This window comes from Pseudomonas sp. GD03858, from assembly GCF_029840925.1.
In the GTDB taxonomy this organism is placed as follows: domain Bacteria; phylum Pseudomonadota; class Gammaproteobacteria; order Pseudomonadales; family Pseudomonadaceae; genus Aquipseudomonas.
The window spans coordinates 35,594-52,831 of the sequence record NZ_JAOCDM010000014.1 but is presented as its reverse complement, the minus strand read 5'-3'; the positions used below and the strand labels follow the sequence as shown (position 1 = coordinate 52,831).

The window sequence follows — 17,238 nt, the reverse complement described above, 5'->3', positions numbered from 1 at the left end:
CCACCCGGAGTATCGTTTCATGAACAAGATGTTCTTCGTTGGCGCCGCCCTGCTGGCCCTTGCCGGCTGTGACAAGCCAGCAGCACCAGCGGCCCAGGCCACCGCCCAGGCAGCCAACGTACCGCAGGAAGATGGCCAGTACCTGCGCTTCATCCAGTTGCCCGACGGTGAGACCCGCCTCGAAGCACATCGGGTCATCGGCAAGGTCTACAAGACGATCAGCGGCTACCCTGGCTTTGCCGTCAAGGCCGGCACCTTTGCCGACGTCAATCCACTGGTGGTGCGCATCAAGGACTGCGGCGTGATCAGCTTCAGCAACGTCGAAGGCAACGCCAAGGTCATGAAGGCCGAACGTACCGAGACCACGGACTTCAACGCCCAGTGCCCGATCCAGAAGGTCGATGGCCTGTGGACCAAGCTGGCAGTCGACGCCTGATGGTCGCGGGGAAGCATTTGCCGTGAAAGTACTGCACTTCTACAAGACCTTCGGGCCGGAGCAATTCGGGGGGGTGGAGATGTTCATCCGCCACCTGACCCATGCCACATCGGCCCAGGGCTGCGAGAACACGGTGCTGTCCCTGGCCGATGAGCCCCTGCCGCCCCAGCAGACACCCAGCGTGCGGATGTTCCAGGCCAGGCAGAACTTCAATGTCGCCTCGACGGGGTTCTCCTGGTCGGTGTTCGCGGATTTCGCGCGCCTCGCACAAGAGGCCGACGTGATCCACTATCACTTCCCGTGGCCATTCATGGACCTTGTCCATCTGGCCAAGGGCCTGAACAAGCCGAGCGTGGTCACCTACCACTCCGACATCGTGCGCCAGAAGGTGCTGCTGCAGGTCTACCGACCCCTGATGCACGCCTTCCTCGGGCGCGTGGATGCCATCGCCGCGACCAGTCCGAACTATCTGCAGAGCTCCAGCGTGCTGCGCCGTTATCGGCACAAGGCCCAGTCGATCCCCATCGGCCTGGACCAGTCCCTGTACCCGGTCGCGGACGCCGAGCAAGTGGCGCAGCTGCGCAACCGATACGGCGGACGGTTCTTCCTCTTCGTCGGCGTGCAACGTTACTACAAGGGCCTGCACTTCCTGCTCAAGGCCATGCAGTCGGCCCCCTGGCCACTGCTGATCGTTGGTGTCGGCCCCATGGAGCAGGAGCTGATGCGCATGGCCGAGCGTCTTCAGCTGTCCAACGTGCACTTCCTCGGTCGGGTCGATGAGCAGCAGAAGATCAATCTGATGCAGGCCTGCTACTCAGTGGTTTTCCCATCACACCTGCGCTCGGAAGCCTTCGGCATCGGCCTGCTCGAAGGGGCAATGCTCGGCAAGCCGCTGATCTGCTGCGAGATCGGCACCGGCACCAGCTTCATCAATCAGCACGCATCCACAGGTATCGTGGTTCCACCAATGGATGCCGATGCCTTGCACCGGGCGATGAAGACGCTGTGGGATGATCCCGCGCTGGCGCAGCGTTATGGCGAAGCCGCGCGCGCGCGTTATCTGGATGTGTTCACTGCCCAGGGCCTGGGGCAGGCGTATTCGGCGCTGTACCGTGAGGTGGTTTCACGGCCAAGCGCGTGAACGGGCGGGAGGGCTGCGCCCTCCCCCCTTCTCGGCCTAGCAACTGGAAACGCTGTACCCGGTCTTCTCGACCAGCAGTCCAACCAGGCGCTCGATCGCATGTGGCAACGTGCCGTCGGACAAGCCCCGCTCGATGTCGAAGTACGCCGGCAGAATCGCCTCGAGCCCCTCGAGCGCCTCGGGGCGCAGCCAGAACATGGAACCGGCAGGGAATCTGCCTCGGACGAACTCGAGCCCCAGCAGACGACTCGCATGGGCGATATCGTCGTGGTTGTACTTCATGTTCCAATCGGTGTGCTCTATCAGATATTTGCCCGGTGCGAGCAGGCCCAACGCAGGGTCCGCCTTGAAGCGCCCCACGGCCTCGAGCACCTTGTCAGTGCTGCCAGCCAGCGCGGAAACGAGTTCGTTGCGAATCTCGTTGCCATCGGATCGATAGGAGCTTTTCTTACCGTGCAGTTTGCAGATCGCCTCGTACCCCAGGCTGCGGATGCTCGATAGCACCTTGATGAACGGAAGTACATCCCGCCCCCGGTTCTCCACCAGCAAAACAGCGGCATCAGGGTAACTCTCACGCACGCGCAAGGCCGCTTCCCGGCTGGTCACGGTGAAGTAGAAATCGCAGCCCACGCGCTGCAGGTTCTGCAGGTAAGGCTCAAGCTCGTCGAACACTTCCACATAATGCACGTGGATGATCGCGGCGATGGCATTCTTCTTCCCAGGCTCCGGCGCGACAACCATGGTCGAGGCCTGATCATAGTCAGACAGCACATCGTAGGTAGCCTGCAGGTAGCCATAGCCATACTTGCGGTCGGGTTCCAGGTGAGTGCCCTCGGCCCACTCGTTCCAGGCATTGACGAACACCAGCTTCTCATCCGCCGCGTACTTCGGATTGCTGTGAGCGTTATTGCAGATGAACGACAACCATTGTTTATAGCGCAGCAGGCTGAAACCATGGAAAGTATGGCTGTTGTTCTGCTTCCTCGCCGTGTTGTCCCAGGACAGCATCGCCGTCCTGAACAATTTGTAATCCGGCTCCGCCGCCCTGACTACGTTGCCGACCACCTGTTCGTAGCTGAAAATGTTGCCTGCGTAATTGGCATTGGTCACCTGCAATTGCTCGTTGATGAGGTGACTCAGCGTGGTATGAGGCGGGAATTCGAGCGCCGCGTCGAAGCCAAACTCCTCCGGATCCTTGATGCCAAAGGTCTGCGCGCAGATCAAATACAGGCCAGGGAAGCCGTGCTTGACCACTTCCTCGCGCCACAGCTCTGCGGTTTCAGCCATCTCCGGAATGATGCTGGCTCGGTAGATGATAAGCACCGGCTTGCCATCGATCTTGATGTAGCGGCTGTCATTGAAGTACTTGATCAGATGCTGGATGAAAGCAAGCGAGTCTTCGGCACTGTGATCCTGAGCGATCAGTACATCGTGCTCCTGCCCGTCCCAGCGTCGCGTCCAGTTCTCGTTCGCCCAGGTCAGGCAGAACGGCATGTCGACATTGGGGTTGTTGAGCATCATCTCCAATGGCGTGTCCATCAGGATCTTGCCGGCGAACCAGTAGAAGTAGTAGTTGAAGCCGTGGATGCCATACTCTTTCGCGAGCCTGGCTTGCTCTTCCATGACCTTCGGCACACGCAGGTCATAGTACCCCGAGTGGATCGGCAGGTGAGGCTGGTAATGCCCCACGTAGTTTGGCGTGGCCTTGGTGACGTTGGACCACTCGGTGAATCCTTTGCCCCACCACTGGTCATTTTCGGCAAACGGATGGAACTGCGGCAGATAGAACGCAATGAGTTTGACGTCAGGGTGGATAGAAGGATTTTGCTTGTACTCGACAAACCCCTCATTGATCGTTTCGAACTGAATGACCGGAATGTTCGAACGATCGATGGTCGAATCCTTGCCTCGACCGCTCAACGTCCTGGCGATCCCCACTACTCGGCGGGCAACGCCGCTGATCCCCTCGCGGCGATAGAGACCGATGCCATTGCTCAACGTGCCACGAATCCCGCCGCGGGCCCGTAGCGCATTTCTTACGCGCGCCAGGAGGTGCCTCGCTCGTGCGATGTTCTTTCTTGCGGGTGCCACATATTTGCCCGCCCAGCGAAGCGGCTTGGTAACACGCCAGCTGGTGGACTGGCGCATCTCTGCCAGAACCTGGTTTTCCCGAAGCAGACTTTCTTCTCGTTCATCGAGCGAGCGAATCAGATCAGCGATTTCACCATCGCTTTTCACGACATCGCTCTTGATCCGCGCAAGTTCACTTTCAAGATCGAGAATGACTTCACGGGTACGTTCCAGTTCGACTTCGTACTTGGCGGCCACCGCCTGGTGCTCGACGGCTGCCGCTTGGTACTCGACAGCCGCGGCCTCATGCTCGGCGACGCAGGCGCCCAGTTCCTTGATGAGCATGAAGTCCTCGGTGAAACCTCGGGATTTGAGGTCCAGCAGAGGATTGTCGCAGGTGGCATTGGAATAGTTGGAATAACCGTAAAGGATTCGCTGTTTGTAGGAGGAGCCGTGGGAGGCATCCTTGACAAACACGGCAACGAAATCGTTCCAGGCGCTGGCTGGGTCGCTGTCGATAGTCCCTTCCGCTTTTCCAGCGACAAAGGACTCGAGCAGCGCTGGCTGGTAGCCATTTTTCTCTGCCCAGGCTACCAGGGCAGTCCCTGCATCGGGGTAGAAGCGCCAGCAGTCTACGGGATAGCGGTGAATGTAGCCGTTGCTCGGTGCGTTGAGGTACAGCACGCCCTCCGGCTTCAGGATCCGCATGAGTTCCAGGTAGAGCAACCAGAAAAACTGCGAATGCTCAAATACCGAACTGCAGACGATCACATCGACCGAAGTGTCTTCGAACGGCAGCTTGTACGGGTCGTCGAGGATAACATCGACACCGTCGCCCGCTACAAAATCGACACCAATGTACTCTACCCCCTCAGGGCAGACATCCCGAAGCGAGCCGTTGACATTCTGCGCACCGATATCAACAACCTTCTTGCCATGCACATTGGAAAGATAACTTTTAAAAAAAAGAGAGCCAAGATTTTTAGCGGAGGGATGCATATTCTACCTTTATTCAGGCCACACTAAGGCTTATATTTGTCAGAGGTATTCCGATAATACCTGTGGAAACCGGATCATGGTGAGAGCGTATCACCAGCCCTTCGTGAAACCAATGCAGCTGCCTATGCTCATGCTGGGTACCGTTGGCAACCGCTACTTGTATGATGTAATCGCCCTTGGCCAACCAAGGCATGAAGAACTCGAACTGGGCGGTCAGCCGGGCCCCAGCACGAGCAGCACAGGGCCTGTTCTGGTAGCTGAAGAACGTATTGTCACCGAACAACGTTTGCCCGAGACGGTCCTTGACAAAGAAGCCCACGATGGGTCGGTCAAGATCGACAGCGGTATCCACCTCGATCTTCAGGGCAACTTTCTCGCCCCCGACAACCCAGCTCAAACTGCCCCCCTGCGAGTCTGTCAGGCTGACATCGACAATTCTCGCATCGTTGCCGCCAAACGCGCCCTCTTCATTGGGTTCGAACCTGAATACTTCGATGTCGTTCCTGAGATTGCTGGCATTCACGAACGCAGCGCGCTGGTCTACCCAGTTCAACTCCGGCTCGCCTACTCGCGCGATTTTCTCGACCCGCGGGCCTGGAATATCATCGCCGCTCGACGCCTGATCGGACAGGTTGCTGAAAAGGTCGTTGAGGTAGTACTCACACACGGTCTTGGAGTCGCCCGTGCGGCGCTGCACGCCCCGATCGAGCCACACCACCCGGTCACAAAGGTTGATGATCGACGCGGTATCATGGCTCACAAAGATCAATGACTTCTCTTCACGAAACTTCCGAATGAATCGCATGCACTTCTGAGTGAAGAATGCATCGCCCACCGAAAGGGCCTCGTCAATCACCAGAATGTCCGCATCCACGTGGGCGACCACTGCGAAAGCGAGGCGAACGTACATCCCGCTCGAGTAGGTCTTGACGGGCTGCTCGAGGAAACTGCCGATGTCCGCAAACGCAGCGATATCCTCGAAGCGCGAATCGATCTGCTCTTTCGACAGTCCGTACAGAGAAGCCGCCATATAGACGTTTTCGCGCCCGGTGAACTCCGGATTGAAACCAGCGCCCAGCTCCAGCAGCGCGGCAACCCTGCCATTGACCTCGAGCTCGCCGCGAGTCGGGTTCAAAGTGCCGCAGATCATCTGCAACAAGGTGGACTTGCCGGACCCATTGCGCCCGATGATCCCTATCGTTTCACCCTTTTTGAGCGTGAACTCGACATCCTTGAGTGCCCAGAACTCCTGAAAGAAACTTCGGCGGCCACGGCACATCATCTGCAGCAAACGCTGATGAGGTTTTTCGTAGATGTGGTAGCACTTGCTCAGGCCACTTACCCTGATCGCAATATCAGACGACATCGGCGAACCCCTTTCTAGTTTTCTGGAACCAGGCAAAGCCCAACCAGGCGAATGCAAGGCTTGCCAGAAGAGAGACAAGCCAGTACCCGACTTCCGGTACCGTTCCCCAGACGAGTACGTCGCGGGTCTGCTCGATGAAGTGGGTCAGCGGGTTCAGGTTGATCAAGTAACGATAGCGCTCGGGTATCGCCGCAATCGGGTAGAAGATCGGTGACAGGAACATGAGGGCGGTGATCAGGATACCCACAATCTGCCCCACATCACGAAGAAATACGCCTAGCGAAGCGAGGAACCAGGCCAGACCAAGCACGAAGAAAATCAACGGTAGCAGCACAAACGGAAAGAGCAGGCTGGTGGCATGAGGCAGGCCGAACGAGATGATGTAGAAAACGAGCCAGACGGCCAGACTGATCACCAGATGAAAGAAGGCACCTGCCAGGGTGACGACAGGCAGCACTTCCAGTGGGAAAACGACCTTCTTCACATAGTTGGCATTGCTCACGACCAGGGAGGGCGCCCGGCTGATGCATTCCGAGAAGAAACCAAAAACGATCATCCCGGTGAACAGAATCAAGGCAAACTCTGTCTGCGAGCCACTTCCGCTTGTTCCCCAGCGCGCCTTGAACACGATACTGAAAACGAATGTATAAACAGCCAGCATGAAAATCGGGTTGAACAGCGACCAGAGCATGCCCAGATAAGACCCTCTGTATCTCCCGATGACCTCGCGCTTGGCCAGTGCGTAGACAAGGCCCTTGTTACGCCAGATATCGCCAAACATTGCCATTGGCGACGCAGAGAATCGTTGCATCAGTCATCCACCTTCGCAGCACCCGCCGCCCTGTCATTTTCATTCGCTGAGCCGAGTGTGAATATTCGAGCAACCGTACAATCGCACCAGACCTTCATAGAGCACACCACACCCTTGATTCCTCAGTCGAAAATAGAGATGGCTGAGCGCGCCTCCCCGAGCCAGGCGTCACCAGACGACCTGTGCCGTGCATGGTACTTGGGAGGAGCACCCAGCCTTGACGTACAGAACGATGCACGATCACTCGAACAAATCAGCCTGCGCCAACGTCGAACCGCGGATGTCCTTTTCAGACAGGATGGGTTCGCCCTGCAACTGCCAATCGATGGCAACCTGCGTGTCATTCCAGAGCAGGCAGCGTTCATGCGCCGGTGAATAGTAATCGGTAGTCTTGTACAAAAACTCCGCACTCTGCGAAAGGACATAGAAGCCGTGAGCGAAGCCCTCTGGCACCCACAGTTGTCTTTTGTTCTCGGCGGACAGTATGGCCCCGACCCACTGGCCAAACGTGGGCGATGAGCGCCTCAGATCGACAGCGACATCGAGCACCTCGCCTTGCACGACGCGCACCAGTTTCCCCTGAGCATGCTCGATCTGGTAGTGCAAGCCCCGCAACACACCTTTGGCAGAGCGGGAATGGTTATCCTGGACGAACTGTACCTTCCGGCCGATCTGCTCTTCAAACACTCGGTGATTGAAGCTCTCGAAGAAGAAACCTCGTTGATCACCGAACACCTTCGGCTCGAAGAGCACAACATCGGGTATCGCTAAGCGTGTTCCATTCATCAATAAATCTTCTCTTGCAGAATTCGCTGAAGGTACTGACCGTAACCATTTTTTGCCAACGGCGCCGCCAGCTTTCCGAGCTGCTCAGCAGTGATCCAGCCCTGGCGATAGGCAATCTCTTCCGGGCATGCCACCTTCAAGCCCTGGCGATGCTCTATGGTCGCGATGAACTGACTCGCTTCAAGCAGCGAGTCATGGGTTCCCGTATCGAGCCAGGCATAGCCGCGTCCCATGATTTCGACGGAAAGCTCGCCTCGATCCAGATACACGCGATTCAGATCAGTGATTTCCAGTTCGCCACGAGGAGACGGGCGAATGCTCTTGGCGAAATCGACGACCTGCTGATCATAGAAGTACAGCCCGGTCACAGCGTAATTGGACTTGGGCTGTGCAGGTTTCTCCTCGAGACTCTCTGCTTTGCCGTCTTTGTTGAACTTCACAACACCATATCGCTCCGGATCATTGACATGGTAAGCAAAGACCGAGGCACCGACTTCGCGACTGGCAGCATTGCGTAGCAGGTCCTGGAAGAGATGGCCATAGTAGATATTGTCACCCAAGACCAGCGCGGACAGATCGTTGCCAATGAACGACTCACCAATCAGGAATGCCTGCGCCAGGCCGTCCGGCGAGGGCTGAACCGCGTACGAGAGGTTCAACCCCCACTGCTCGCCAGTCCCTAGCAGTTGCTCGAAGCGAGGCGTGTCCTGAGGCGTCGAGATGATCAGAATATCGCGGATATCCGCCAGCATCAGGGTGCTCAGCGGATAGAAAATCATCGGTTTGTCGTAAACCGGCAGTAACTGCTTGGAAATCGCTAGCGTTGCAGGATGCAGACGCGTGCCCGAACCGCCCGCGAGAATGATTCCTTTACGTTTTTTCATCATTTTTTCTCAATGATTTCCGTGAGCATCCGAGCCACCCCAGCTTGCCATTCCGGCATTCTCAGTGCGAAAGCCTTTTGCAGTTTCTCTGTATTCAGTCGCGAGTTGCCAGGCCGTTGCGCGGCGGTCGGATACTCGTCGGTCCCCACGGCCTTGACCGTGGCGGCTGTCGCCTTGAGGGGCAGCCCGGCGGCGGCGGCCTGGTCGAGCACGTACCGCGCGTAGCGACACCAGGTCGTCTCTCCTGCCGCAGCCACGTGATAGAGGCCGCTCAACTCCGGCTGCCGGCGCACGGCGACAATAGCCAGAGCCGCGACATCGGCCAACAACTCGGCACTGGTAGGCGCCCCGAACTGGTCATCGATCACACTCAGCGTCTCGCGCTCCTGAGCCAGGCGCAGCATCGTCTTGGCAAAGTTATTACCGCGCGCGGCATAGACCCAACTGGTCCGCAGGATGAGATGCGCGCAGCCAGACTCTCGAATAGCCTCTTCACCCGCGAGCTTGGTCTTGCCATAGACGTTCAGCGGATCAACGGTATCGATCTCACGCCACGGGGCGATCCCATGGCCTGGGTAGACATAATCAGTGGAGTAATGCACCAGGAGGCTTTTGGCCTTGGCCGCCCATTCGGCCATCACCGCGACCGCCTCGGCATTTACGCGCAAGGCTTTGTCTGGCTCCGACTCGGCCTTGTCCACCGCCGTATAGGCGGCAGCATTGACGATGACGTCGGGGGCGTAGCGCTGCAAGGTGTCAGCGAGCCCTTCAAGATCGCCAAGGTCACCGCAATAGTCAGTACTGCGCGAGTCCAGTGCGAGCAGCTCGCCCAGCGGTGCCAGGCTGCGCTGCAACTCCCAGCCCACCTGACCATTCTTGCCCAGCAGAAGGATCCTCATGCGCCGCGCCCGTCATAGTTCTGCTGCACCCAGTCACGGTAACTGCCGGACTGCACGTTGCTGACCCACTCCTGATTGTCCAGATACCACTCCACAGTCTTGCGGATACCGGTCTCGAACGTTTCTGCGGGCTTCCAGCCAAGCTCGCGCTCGAGCTTGCGTGCATCGATGGCATAACGCCGGTCGTGTCCTGGACGGTCCGTGACATAGGCAATCTGGGCACTGTACGCCTTGCCATCAGCACGAGGCCGCAGCTCGTCCAGCAGCTCGCAAACGCGGTGCACGATTTCCAGATTGGTCTTTTCGTTCCAGCCGCCGACGTTATAGACCTCGCCCACCTGACCGGCTTCCAGCACGCGGCGAATGGCGCTGCAGTGATCTTTCACATACAACCAATCACGCACCTGCAGGCCGTCGCCATAGACCGGCAAGTCTTTACCTGCCAAGGCATTGACGATCATCAATGGAATGAGCTTTTCCGGAAAATGATAGGGTCCGTAGTTGTTCGAGCAATTGGTCGTCAGTACCGGCAGACCGTAAGTATGATGGTAGGCGCGCACGAGATGATCACTGGCGGCCTTGCTCGCCGAATAGGGGCTGTTAGGTTGATACTGGTGAGTTTCGCTGAACGCAGGCTCGTCGCGATCCAGAGAACCATAGACTTCATCGGTGGAAACATGCAGGAAGCGAAACGCTTGCTGTTCATCCGCGGCAAGAGAGTTCCAGAAGGCACGAACGGCCTCAAGTAGCCGGAAAGTGCCAACTATATTGGTTTGAATAAATTCTTCAGGCCCATGAATAGAGCGATCGACATGCGACTCGGCAGCAAAGTTGATGACGGCCCGTGGCCTGTACTTCTCCAGCAGCCCTTTAATGGCGGACCCATCAGCGATATCCACATTGACAAAAACATGCTGCGGATTTCCGTCCAGGCTGGCGATATTTTCCAGATTACCAGCATAAGTCAACTTATCGACATTAATTACCGTCTCACCCGAAGCCGCAACCCAGTCAAGTACGAAGTTCGAACCAATAAAGCCAGCACCGCCAGTTACCAGAATAGTCATAGGGTCAGATCTTTTTCAGTATGATGGCAAAAAGCAATCCGAGATTGCCGAGAACGGTCTGTCGATACAAACCGGCCCTGAACATGTTCAGGACTCGCATAGGTAGACTTTGCAGGCGCGCAGCCTTGAACAGCAGAAGCGTCTTCTGATGCTCGTTGCTCAAACGGTGCCGCATGCCTTCCAGCGCCACGATATTCTGGGCGTTCCATTCATGAAAGCGCCCACGCAGCAACATGACCAGGCGACGCACTCGGGCGCGCCAATCGGCATTGCTGCCAATGACATTATCGCCATGCTGCCGATAAAGGACTCTGGGCTCGGGGTCATAGCGAATCACACCACCTGAACCGGAGACGAGTTGATAGCACCACCAATCGTGCGCAGGAACCGCCAGGTTAGCCCCTGCCTCCACGATCAAGGCACGCGCGGCCTGATTGAAAACCATGGTATTGCCGCCGGCAATACTCTGCACCAGGGCATTCTTGAAGTGAGGGGGATGGTGAAACCTCGGGGACAAGCCACGGCCCTGTCCATCTTGATCGATGAGCTGAGTACGACCGCAGTACAAAGCGGGCACATCAGCGGGGATGCTCCGCAGCCACTCAACGGAAACTGCGAGTTTCTCGTCACTCCACACGTCATCCTGATCACACCAGGCGAAGAACTCAGCCTGGATATCGGCCTGACAAGTCAATGAAAGAAAGTTCTGTACGAACCCCACGCCAGGACCCGCGATAGTTCTAACTTTATTTCTACCCCATACATCCGCAAACCGCTCAAGTAGCGCATGAGTCTGATCGGTCGACCCATCATCGGACACATGCAATGACCAGTTCTCATGTCGTTGCCGTGCAATCGACTCAAGCTGCTGGGACAGAAAAGCTGCGCCATTATAAGTACACATGAGGATGGCAACGTGCGCGATGCCCGGGACGCTATGCTGTTGTGAATGCGCCCCAGAATCCGACCTATCAACGTCAGGAGGCTGAGAATGCACGGTTACGGACCTCATCATTGGGTTGACTCTCCACATCCGCTTCTATGGTTTTGGGCGGATTCAAAAAAATCAGGCACATCAGAGGCTAGCACACCCCATCGTAAACCAGAAGGGTTCGGCCACTAGGCTGCAGACGCCGGTTTTCCACTATCCGAATGGCACTGCAAGAGTGAGATAGACGTAGCAATCGCCTTGGCTGACATCAAATAAATAGCGATAACGCACAGGCGTCGCCAAGACGAAGGGACTATGGAAAACATAAACCAGCGACAACAAAAATCAACTTTTAAAATCGCGATCCACTGCCGCGAAATAAAAATGTCACTGGAATGGCGGTCCATGCTTTGCTTGGCTAGCTAAGACCGCCATGGGCGGGAGAAGTTCAATGATGATGAAACGCTGGCGAGGGCCACGTGGCGGTTATCGGCCCAGCCCTCGCAGCCAGGCGCGCCCCGCCATGCTCAAGGCTCCTGCCGACGCTGCTGGTGAATCCAGTCGACGATCTCGCCATCCGGCGCATAGCCACTGACCAACTCCCGCAGCAGTTGCCGAACCTGGTTGTAGTCATCTGCGGCGATGGCCTTGAGCAGGCTGCCCAGGCGCTCCTTGAGCCGCTCCCAAGCCAGGTAGTCCTCTTGCGCGCTCATGATCATCGGATGCCGGGTCGACACCACGTTGTCGCCGATCAGCAGCTCTTCGTAGAGTTTTTCCCCCGGTCGCAACCCGCTGAACTCAATGGCAATGTCGCCATGCGGGTTATGCTCCGAACGCACGCTCAGGCCAGACAGGTGGATCATCTTCTCCGCCAGCTCGACGATCCGTACCGGCTCGCCCATGTCGAGCACGAAGACATCGCCGCCCTGCCCCATGGAGCCCGCCTGGATCACCAGTTGCGCCGCCTCGGGGATGGTCATGAAATAACGGGTGATCTTCGGGTGGGTGACCGTCAACGGCCCGCCCGCCTTGATCTGCTGATGGAACAGCGGGATGACCGACCCGGACGAGCCCAGCACATTGCCGAAGCGCACCATGGTGAAACGCGTCTTGTTGACCCGCGAGACATTGGCCGGATCATTGAACAACACCGGCGCCTGCTCACGGCTCAACGCCTGCAGCACCATTTCCGCCAGGCGCTTGGTGCTGCCCATGACATTGGTCGGACGCACTGCCTTGTCGGTGGAAATCAGCACGAAGTTGGACACGCCTGCCTGCAATGCCGCCTGGGCCGCGTTCAGGGTCCCCATGACATTGTTCAGCACACCCTCGGCGACATTGTGCTCGACCAGCGGCACGTGCTTGTACGCCGCAGCGTGATAGACCGTGTCCACCCGCCAGGCGCTCATGACGTCGAACAACTGCGCGGGATTGCGCACGGAGCCAAGGATCGGCAGGATGCGAACTGGCGACGACGTGCGCTGGGCGCAGGCCTCCAGTTCCGAAAGGATGCTGTAAAGGTTGAACTCGCCATGCTCCAGAAGCAGCAACGTGCTGGGCTTGAGCGCGAGGATCTGTCGGCACAGTTCCGAACCGATCGAGCCGCCTGCGCCGGTCACCATGACCGTCTTGCCCTTCACGCAATGCTCGAGGAGGTCGGCCTGGGCCGGCACGGCATCACGCCCCAGCAGGTCGGCGATATCCACCTCCTGGAGGTCGTCGACCTTGACCCGGCCACTGGCCAGGTCCATGAAGCTTGGCACACTGCGCACATGCAGTGGATACCCTTCGAGCAGGCCGAGAATCTCGCGCCGGCGTGTGCGGCTGATCGACGGCACGGCCAGCAGTAACTCCTCGGCGCCGGTCTCCTCGATCATCCGCTGGATCTGCCGGGGCTTGTAGACATGCAGGCCAGCGATTACCCGCCCGGCAATGCTGCTGTCATCGTCGATGAAGGCCACTGGGCGCATCATCTTGCCCATGCGCAACGCCGCGACCAACTGATTGCCCGCCGAGCCCGCACCATAGATAACGACTTTGAGCAGGCCGTCGTCACGATTGCTGAAGGGTATGTGCTGAGCCGCGGCAAACCAGTCGCCGAGAAAGTACTGGCGCATGGCCAGGCGCAGCCCGCCGATCAACACCAGGCTCAGCCACCAGTAGTTGAAGATGACCGAGCGCGGCACGAGATACTGATGATTGGCCGACCAGTAGACAATGAGGCCAAGAATCAACGCCGACAGCGTCACCGCCTTGGCGATGACCATCAGCGCGTCATTGCCGAAGTAACGCATCACCGCTCGGTACATGCCGAAACGGATGAACAGTGGAATCGAGACCAATGGCGCGCAGGCGAACAGCCAGAGATGATCCTGGGCCAGCTCGATGGACTCCGCGAACCCCAGACGCACCACGAAGGCCAGCCACATGGCCATCCATACCAGCACCACATCGGCCAGTACCTGGATCATTCGTTTCTTGGCCCGCGGCAGCCCTAGCAGAAATGCCCGCATTCTTTCCCAACCCCTTTCGTACACCTTTCCTGTCCCTATCTGAGCAGATCTTTCTTGTTCGTCAGGCCGCACGCCTGCGCGGCCCCAACTGCGCGCATTACTCGACGCCGCCCGCGTTGTAGGCCACCGCCAGCCCTGCCAGCGGCACATAGGCGATGAGCAGCCCGACGAAGCCATCGATGCCGAACAGCATGACGCAGGCCGCCACCGGCAACAACCAGCACATCGTCAGCAACGCCACTGCCAGGGTCACCGGCAAATGCCCACCGACTCGCCGCGAGGCGAACTGATAGGCATGGCTGCGGTGTGCCTCGTAGACCTTGTCGCCACGCAGCAACCGCCGGATCAGGGTGAACGTGGCATCGACCACGAACACCCCCAGTAGAATCAGCCAGCACCAGAACAGCTGTGACGACACCCAGGCCGCCTGCAGGGACAGCAGGCCCAGCGCGATGCCGAGGAATCCGCTGCCGGCGTCGCCCATGAAGATCTTGGCTGGGGGGAAATTCCAATACAGAAAGCCGCCCACCGCCATGATCAGGATCACGGGCAAGACCATCAGTTGCTCGAAACCGCCCATCCAGTACAGCACGCAGGCGCCCAGGCAGACACAGATGGCCTCGACGCTGGCGATGCCATCGATGCCGTCCATGAAATTGTAGAGATTGAGCAGCCAGACGAGATAGACCGCCGCAAGCATCGCGCCCGCCCAGCCGAGATCGATCTCGATACCGAATACCGTCAACGGCGGCAGGCCGCCGAGCCAGAACAGCCCCCAGGCCGCCGCGATGAAATGCCCCAGCAGCCGCCAGCGGGCAGCGATATGCCCGTGATCATCCATGAAACCGATGATCGCGATCAGGCCACCGGCACCGGCGACAGCGAACACCGTGCGCGAATCCAGCAGACCACTGGCACCGAGCGCCACCAGTGCCAGCAGGAACGAAACCACGATCGCCACGCCTCCGCCACGGGGCGTTGGCACCACATGAGAGCTGCGCGCATTGGGAATGTCGATGATGCTTCGGGCCAGCGCGTAACGGCGCAGGCCCGCGGTCATGAGCAGGGAGATCAGCAGCACCAGCGGTGCCAGCCACCATTGAGTCATTTGTTCATTTGTTCCTGGTAATGGCGGGCGGCTTTCGCCAACGCCCGGTCCACGCTCACCGGCGGCGTCCAACCGAGCAGCGAGCGCGTTTTTTCGATATCGACCTGCAGCGATCCGCACAGGCGCTGCGAGAGCGCGCGTCGACCGAGCAAGGTGGCGCCGAGCGCCAGCAGCGCGGCAGGCACAGGCAGCAGCCTGGCCGGCTTGCCCAGGGCTTTCGCCATGCGCTGCAGCAGGCTGGTGGTGGACAGGTCCTCGCCATCGCTGACCAGGAAGGTCTGGTTGGCGGCGGCCGGATGAGTCGTGCACAGACGCACCAGGTCGACGAGGTTGTCCAGGGCGACCAGGCTGCGACGGTTGTGTATCGCGCCGAACGGCAGGGGCACGCCTTTGTCCAGCCAGCGCATCATGGCCAGGAAGTTGGCCTTGACGCCCGGGCCGTAGACCAGCACGGGGCGAATAATCACCACCTCCAGGCCTGTGCGCATGGCCAGCTCGCGCAGCCCCTGCTCCGCTTCCATCTTCGAGATGCCATAAGGATCGGCGGGCGCGGGCTCGTCATCGGCACGATAGGGTCGCCCCGAAACGGTCCCTTCGCCATTGACCTTGATCGAGCTGATGAAGACGAAACGCCGAGCGCCCGCCGCCACCGCCTGCTGGGCGAGATTGAGCGTGCCCTCGACATTGACCTTGCGAAAAGCAGCCAATGGGTCGGCCTCGGTATCGTTCATCACGTGCACGCGGGCGGCCGAGTGGATGACTACCTCGACGCCCTCAAGAGCGGCCCGCCAGTCAGTCTCGGCATCGATCGCAGCGATAGAGAAAGCCGCCGCCTCGAACTCGGCCGGGGCGGCACTACGGATCGCCGCGCGCACCGCATGGCCACGCGCCGCGAGATCCGCCAGCACCGCCTTGCCTACAAAACCGGTGGCGCCGGTCAACAAAACTGTTGAACTCATCAGCAACTTGTCCTTCGCAGCGAAGCGTCACGGAACAGGGATTCCAGGCGCGACATCAGTTTTTCCTTGGCATAGCGCTGCTCGTAGTAAGCTCGCCCCGCTCGCCCCATGGCCACCCGCTCTGCCTCACCGGCTTCAGCCAGCGCGCAGGTGATGGCGGCCAGGCCGCCGGCGTCGCCGGAATTGCAGGCAAGCCCGGCGCCGGACTCCTCGATCACCCGCGCGGCCTCTCCATTGATCATGCCGAGCAGCGGCCGACCTGATGCCAGGTAGGCCTGGACCTTACCCGGGATGGTCTTTTCGAACACATCGTTGGTCTTGAGCGACACCAGCAGCGCGTCGGCCTGGGCGAACAGCCCTGGCATGGCCTCGAGTGGATGGCGCCCGAGCAGCTGCACATTGTCGAGCTTGCGCAGGGCGATCTGCGTGGTTATCCACTCGCTCATGCGCCCGTCGCCAACGATCACCCAGCGCACCGCTACCTTGTCACGCAGGGCTTCGGCCGCATCGAGCACGGCGGGAAAGTCCTGGGCCTCGCCCAGGTTGCCGGCGAATACAACGGTGAACAGACCGGGCACGCGCTGGATCAATGCCGGCCCGCAGAGCGACGCCTGTGAAAAGTCGTCCTCCGCCCAGCTCGGGAAATAGACCAGGCGCTCTTCGGCGATCGGGCGGCTGCAATACTGGCGCACGTTGTCGAAAAAGCCATGGGACTGCAGCAGCAGGTAGTCCGTGCGGTTGTAGATCCACGAGACCATCCTGCCCACCAGCCCCAGCAGGCGCGGGTGCTTGACCACACCGACCGCGCGCAGGGTCTCGGGCCACAGATCGAGCACCCAGACGAACACCGGCGCCCGCTTCAGACGGCCGATCACCAGAGCCGGGATCGCCGCCAGAATGGGCGAGACGGCATACACGAACACGGCATCGAAGCGTTGCCCACGCAGCTTGAACGCACCCAGCGTGGAGGCGCTGAGCAGGAACGACAGGTAGTTCAGCACCAGCGTGAAGCTGCGCTTGCCACGCGGGACCAGCGGCACGCGAACCACTTCGGCACCCTCATAGCGTGCGAAGGCCTCCGGATCTCGCCGGAAGCGCTCGAACACCTTGCCTTCCGGGTAGTTCGGCAACCCGGTCAGCACGGTGACTTGGTGTCCCTTGGCCGTCAGGTCGCGGACCAGGTCATTGATCCGCATGTTCTCCGGCCAGAAGTACTGGGACACGACCAGTACCTTGAGTGATGTTTCAGCCATGGTTGCTCTATTGGG

14 protein-coding genes are annotated in these 17,238 nt (G+C 59.2%); 2 read left to right on the top strand and 12 right to left on the bottom strand.

Annotated elements, in window-relative coordinates; all coding sequences use genetic code 11:
- Positions 1–19 precede the first annotated feature (19 nt).
- Both N5D48_RS06430 and N5D48_RS06425 read left to right on the top strand, forming a co-directional pair.
- On the top strand, positions 20–436 hold the full coding sequence (locus tag N5D48_RS06430) for a hypothetical protein (protein WP_279882352.1): 417 nt from the start codon (positions 20–22) through the stop codon (positions 434–436).
- Positions 437–458: 22 nt separating this feature from the next.
- Positions 459–1,577, top strand: a complete 1,119-nt coding sequence (locus tag N5D48_RS06425) for a glycosyltransferase family 4 protein (protein ID WP_279882350.1) — start codon at positions 459–461, stop codon at positions 1,575–1,577.
- A gap of 36 nt (positions 1,578–1,613) precedes the next feature.
- Here the strand turns inward: N5D48_RS06425 and N5D48_RS06420 are convergent, their stop codons facing one another.
- From N5D48_RS06420 to N5D48_RS06365, 12 genes are all read right to left on the bottom strand, one after another.
- On the bottom strand, positions 1,614–4,646 hold the full coding sequence (locus N5D48_RS06420; RefSeq protein WP_279882348.1) for a glycoside hydrolase family 99-like domain-containing protein: 3,033 nt from the start codon (positions 4,644–4,646) through the stop codon (positions 1,614–1,616).
- Between the two features lie 13 nt (positions 4,647–4,659).
- Complete coding sequence (locus N5D48_RS06415) at positions 4,660–6,012, bottom strand: ABC transporter ATP-binding protein (RefSeq protein ID WP_279882346.1); 1,353 nt, start codon at positions 6,010–6,012, stop codon at positions 4,660–4,662.
- Entirely contained in the window at positions 6,002–6,823 is an 822-nt protein-coding gene (locus N5D48_RS06410) for an ABC transporter permease (protein WP_279882344.1), read from the bottom strand. The genes N5D48_RS06415 and N5D48_RS06410 overlap by 11 nt, the downstream gene beginning before the upstream one ends.
- A 240-nt stretch (positions 6,824–7,063) precedes the next feature.
- On the bottom strand, positions 7,064–7,609 hold the full coding sequence (rfbC, locus tag N5D48_RS06405) for a dTDP-4-dehydrorhamnose 3,5-epimerase (protein WP_279882342.1): 546 nt from the start codon (positions 7,607–7,609) through the stop codon (positions 7,064–7,066).
- A complete protein-coding gene (gene rfbA / locus N5D48_RS06400) occupies positions 7,609–8,493 on the bottom strand; it encodes a glucose-1-phosphate thymidylyltransferase RfbA (protein ID WP_279882340.1) in 885 nt (294 codons plus the stop codon). Before rfbA ends, rfbC begins: the two co-directional genes overlap by 1 nt.
- Positions 8,493–9,392: a dTDP-4-dehydrorhamnose reductase gene (gene rfbD, locus N5D48_RS06395; protein ID WP_279882338.1), complete on the bottom strand. Its 900-nt coding sequence runs from the start codon at positions 9,390–9,392 to the stop codon at positions 8,493–8,495. Before rfbD ends, rfbA begins: the two co-directional genes overlap by 1 nt.
- Entirely contained in the window at positions 9,389–10,459 is a 1,071-nt protein-coding gene (gene rfbB, locus N5D48_RS06390) for a dTDP-glucose 4,6-dehydratase (RefSeq protein ID WP_279882336.1), read from the bottom strand. The genes rfbD and rfbB overlap by 4 nt, the downstream gene beginning before the upstream one ends.
- A gap of 4 nt (positions 10,460–10,463) precedes the next feature.
- A complete protein-coding gene (locus N5D48_RS06385; RefSeq protein WP_279882395.1) occupies positions 10,464–11,471 on the bottom strand; it encodes a glycosyltransferase family 2 protein in 1,008 nt (335 codons plus the stop codon).
- 446 nt (positions 11,472–11,917) lie between these two features.
- Positions 11,918–13,903, bottom strand: coding sequence for a nucleoside-diphosphate sugar epimerase/dehydratase (locus tag N5D48_RS06380; protein ID WP_279882334.1), 1,986 nt, complete (start codon positions 13,901–13,903; stop codon positions 11,918–11,920).
- Positions 13,904–14,000: 97 nt separating this feature from the next.
- Positions 14,001–15,011: a glycosyltransferase family 4 protein gene (locus tag N5D48_RS06375; RefSeq protein WP_279882332.1), complete on the bottom strand. Its 1,011-nt coding sequence runs from the start codon at positions 15,009–15,011 to the stop codon at positions 14,001–14,003.
- A complete protein-coding gene (locus N5D48_RS06370; protein WP_279882330.1) occupies positions 15,008–15,970 on the bottom strand; it encodes an SDR family oxidoreductase in 963 nt (320 codons plus the stop codon). Before N5D48_RS06370 ends, N5D48_RS06375 begins: the two co-directional genes overlap by 4 nt.
- Complete coding sequence (locus N5D48_RS06365) at positions 15,970–17,223, bottom strand: glycosyltransferase family 4 protein (protein ID WP_279882328.1); 1,254 nt, start codon at positions 17,221–17,223, stop codon at positions 15,970–15,972. Before N5D48_RS06365 ends, N5D48_RS06370 begins: the two co-directional genes overlap by 1 nt.
- Between the last annotated feature and the right edge of the window lie 15 nt (positions 17,224–17,238).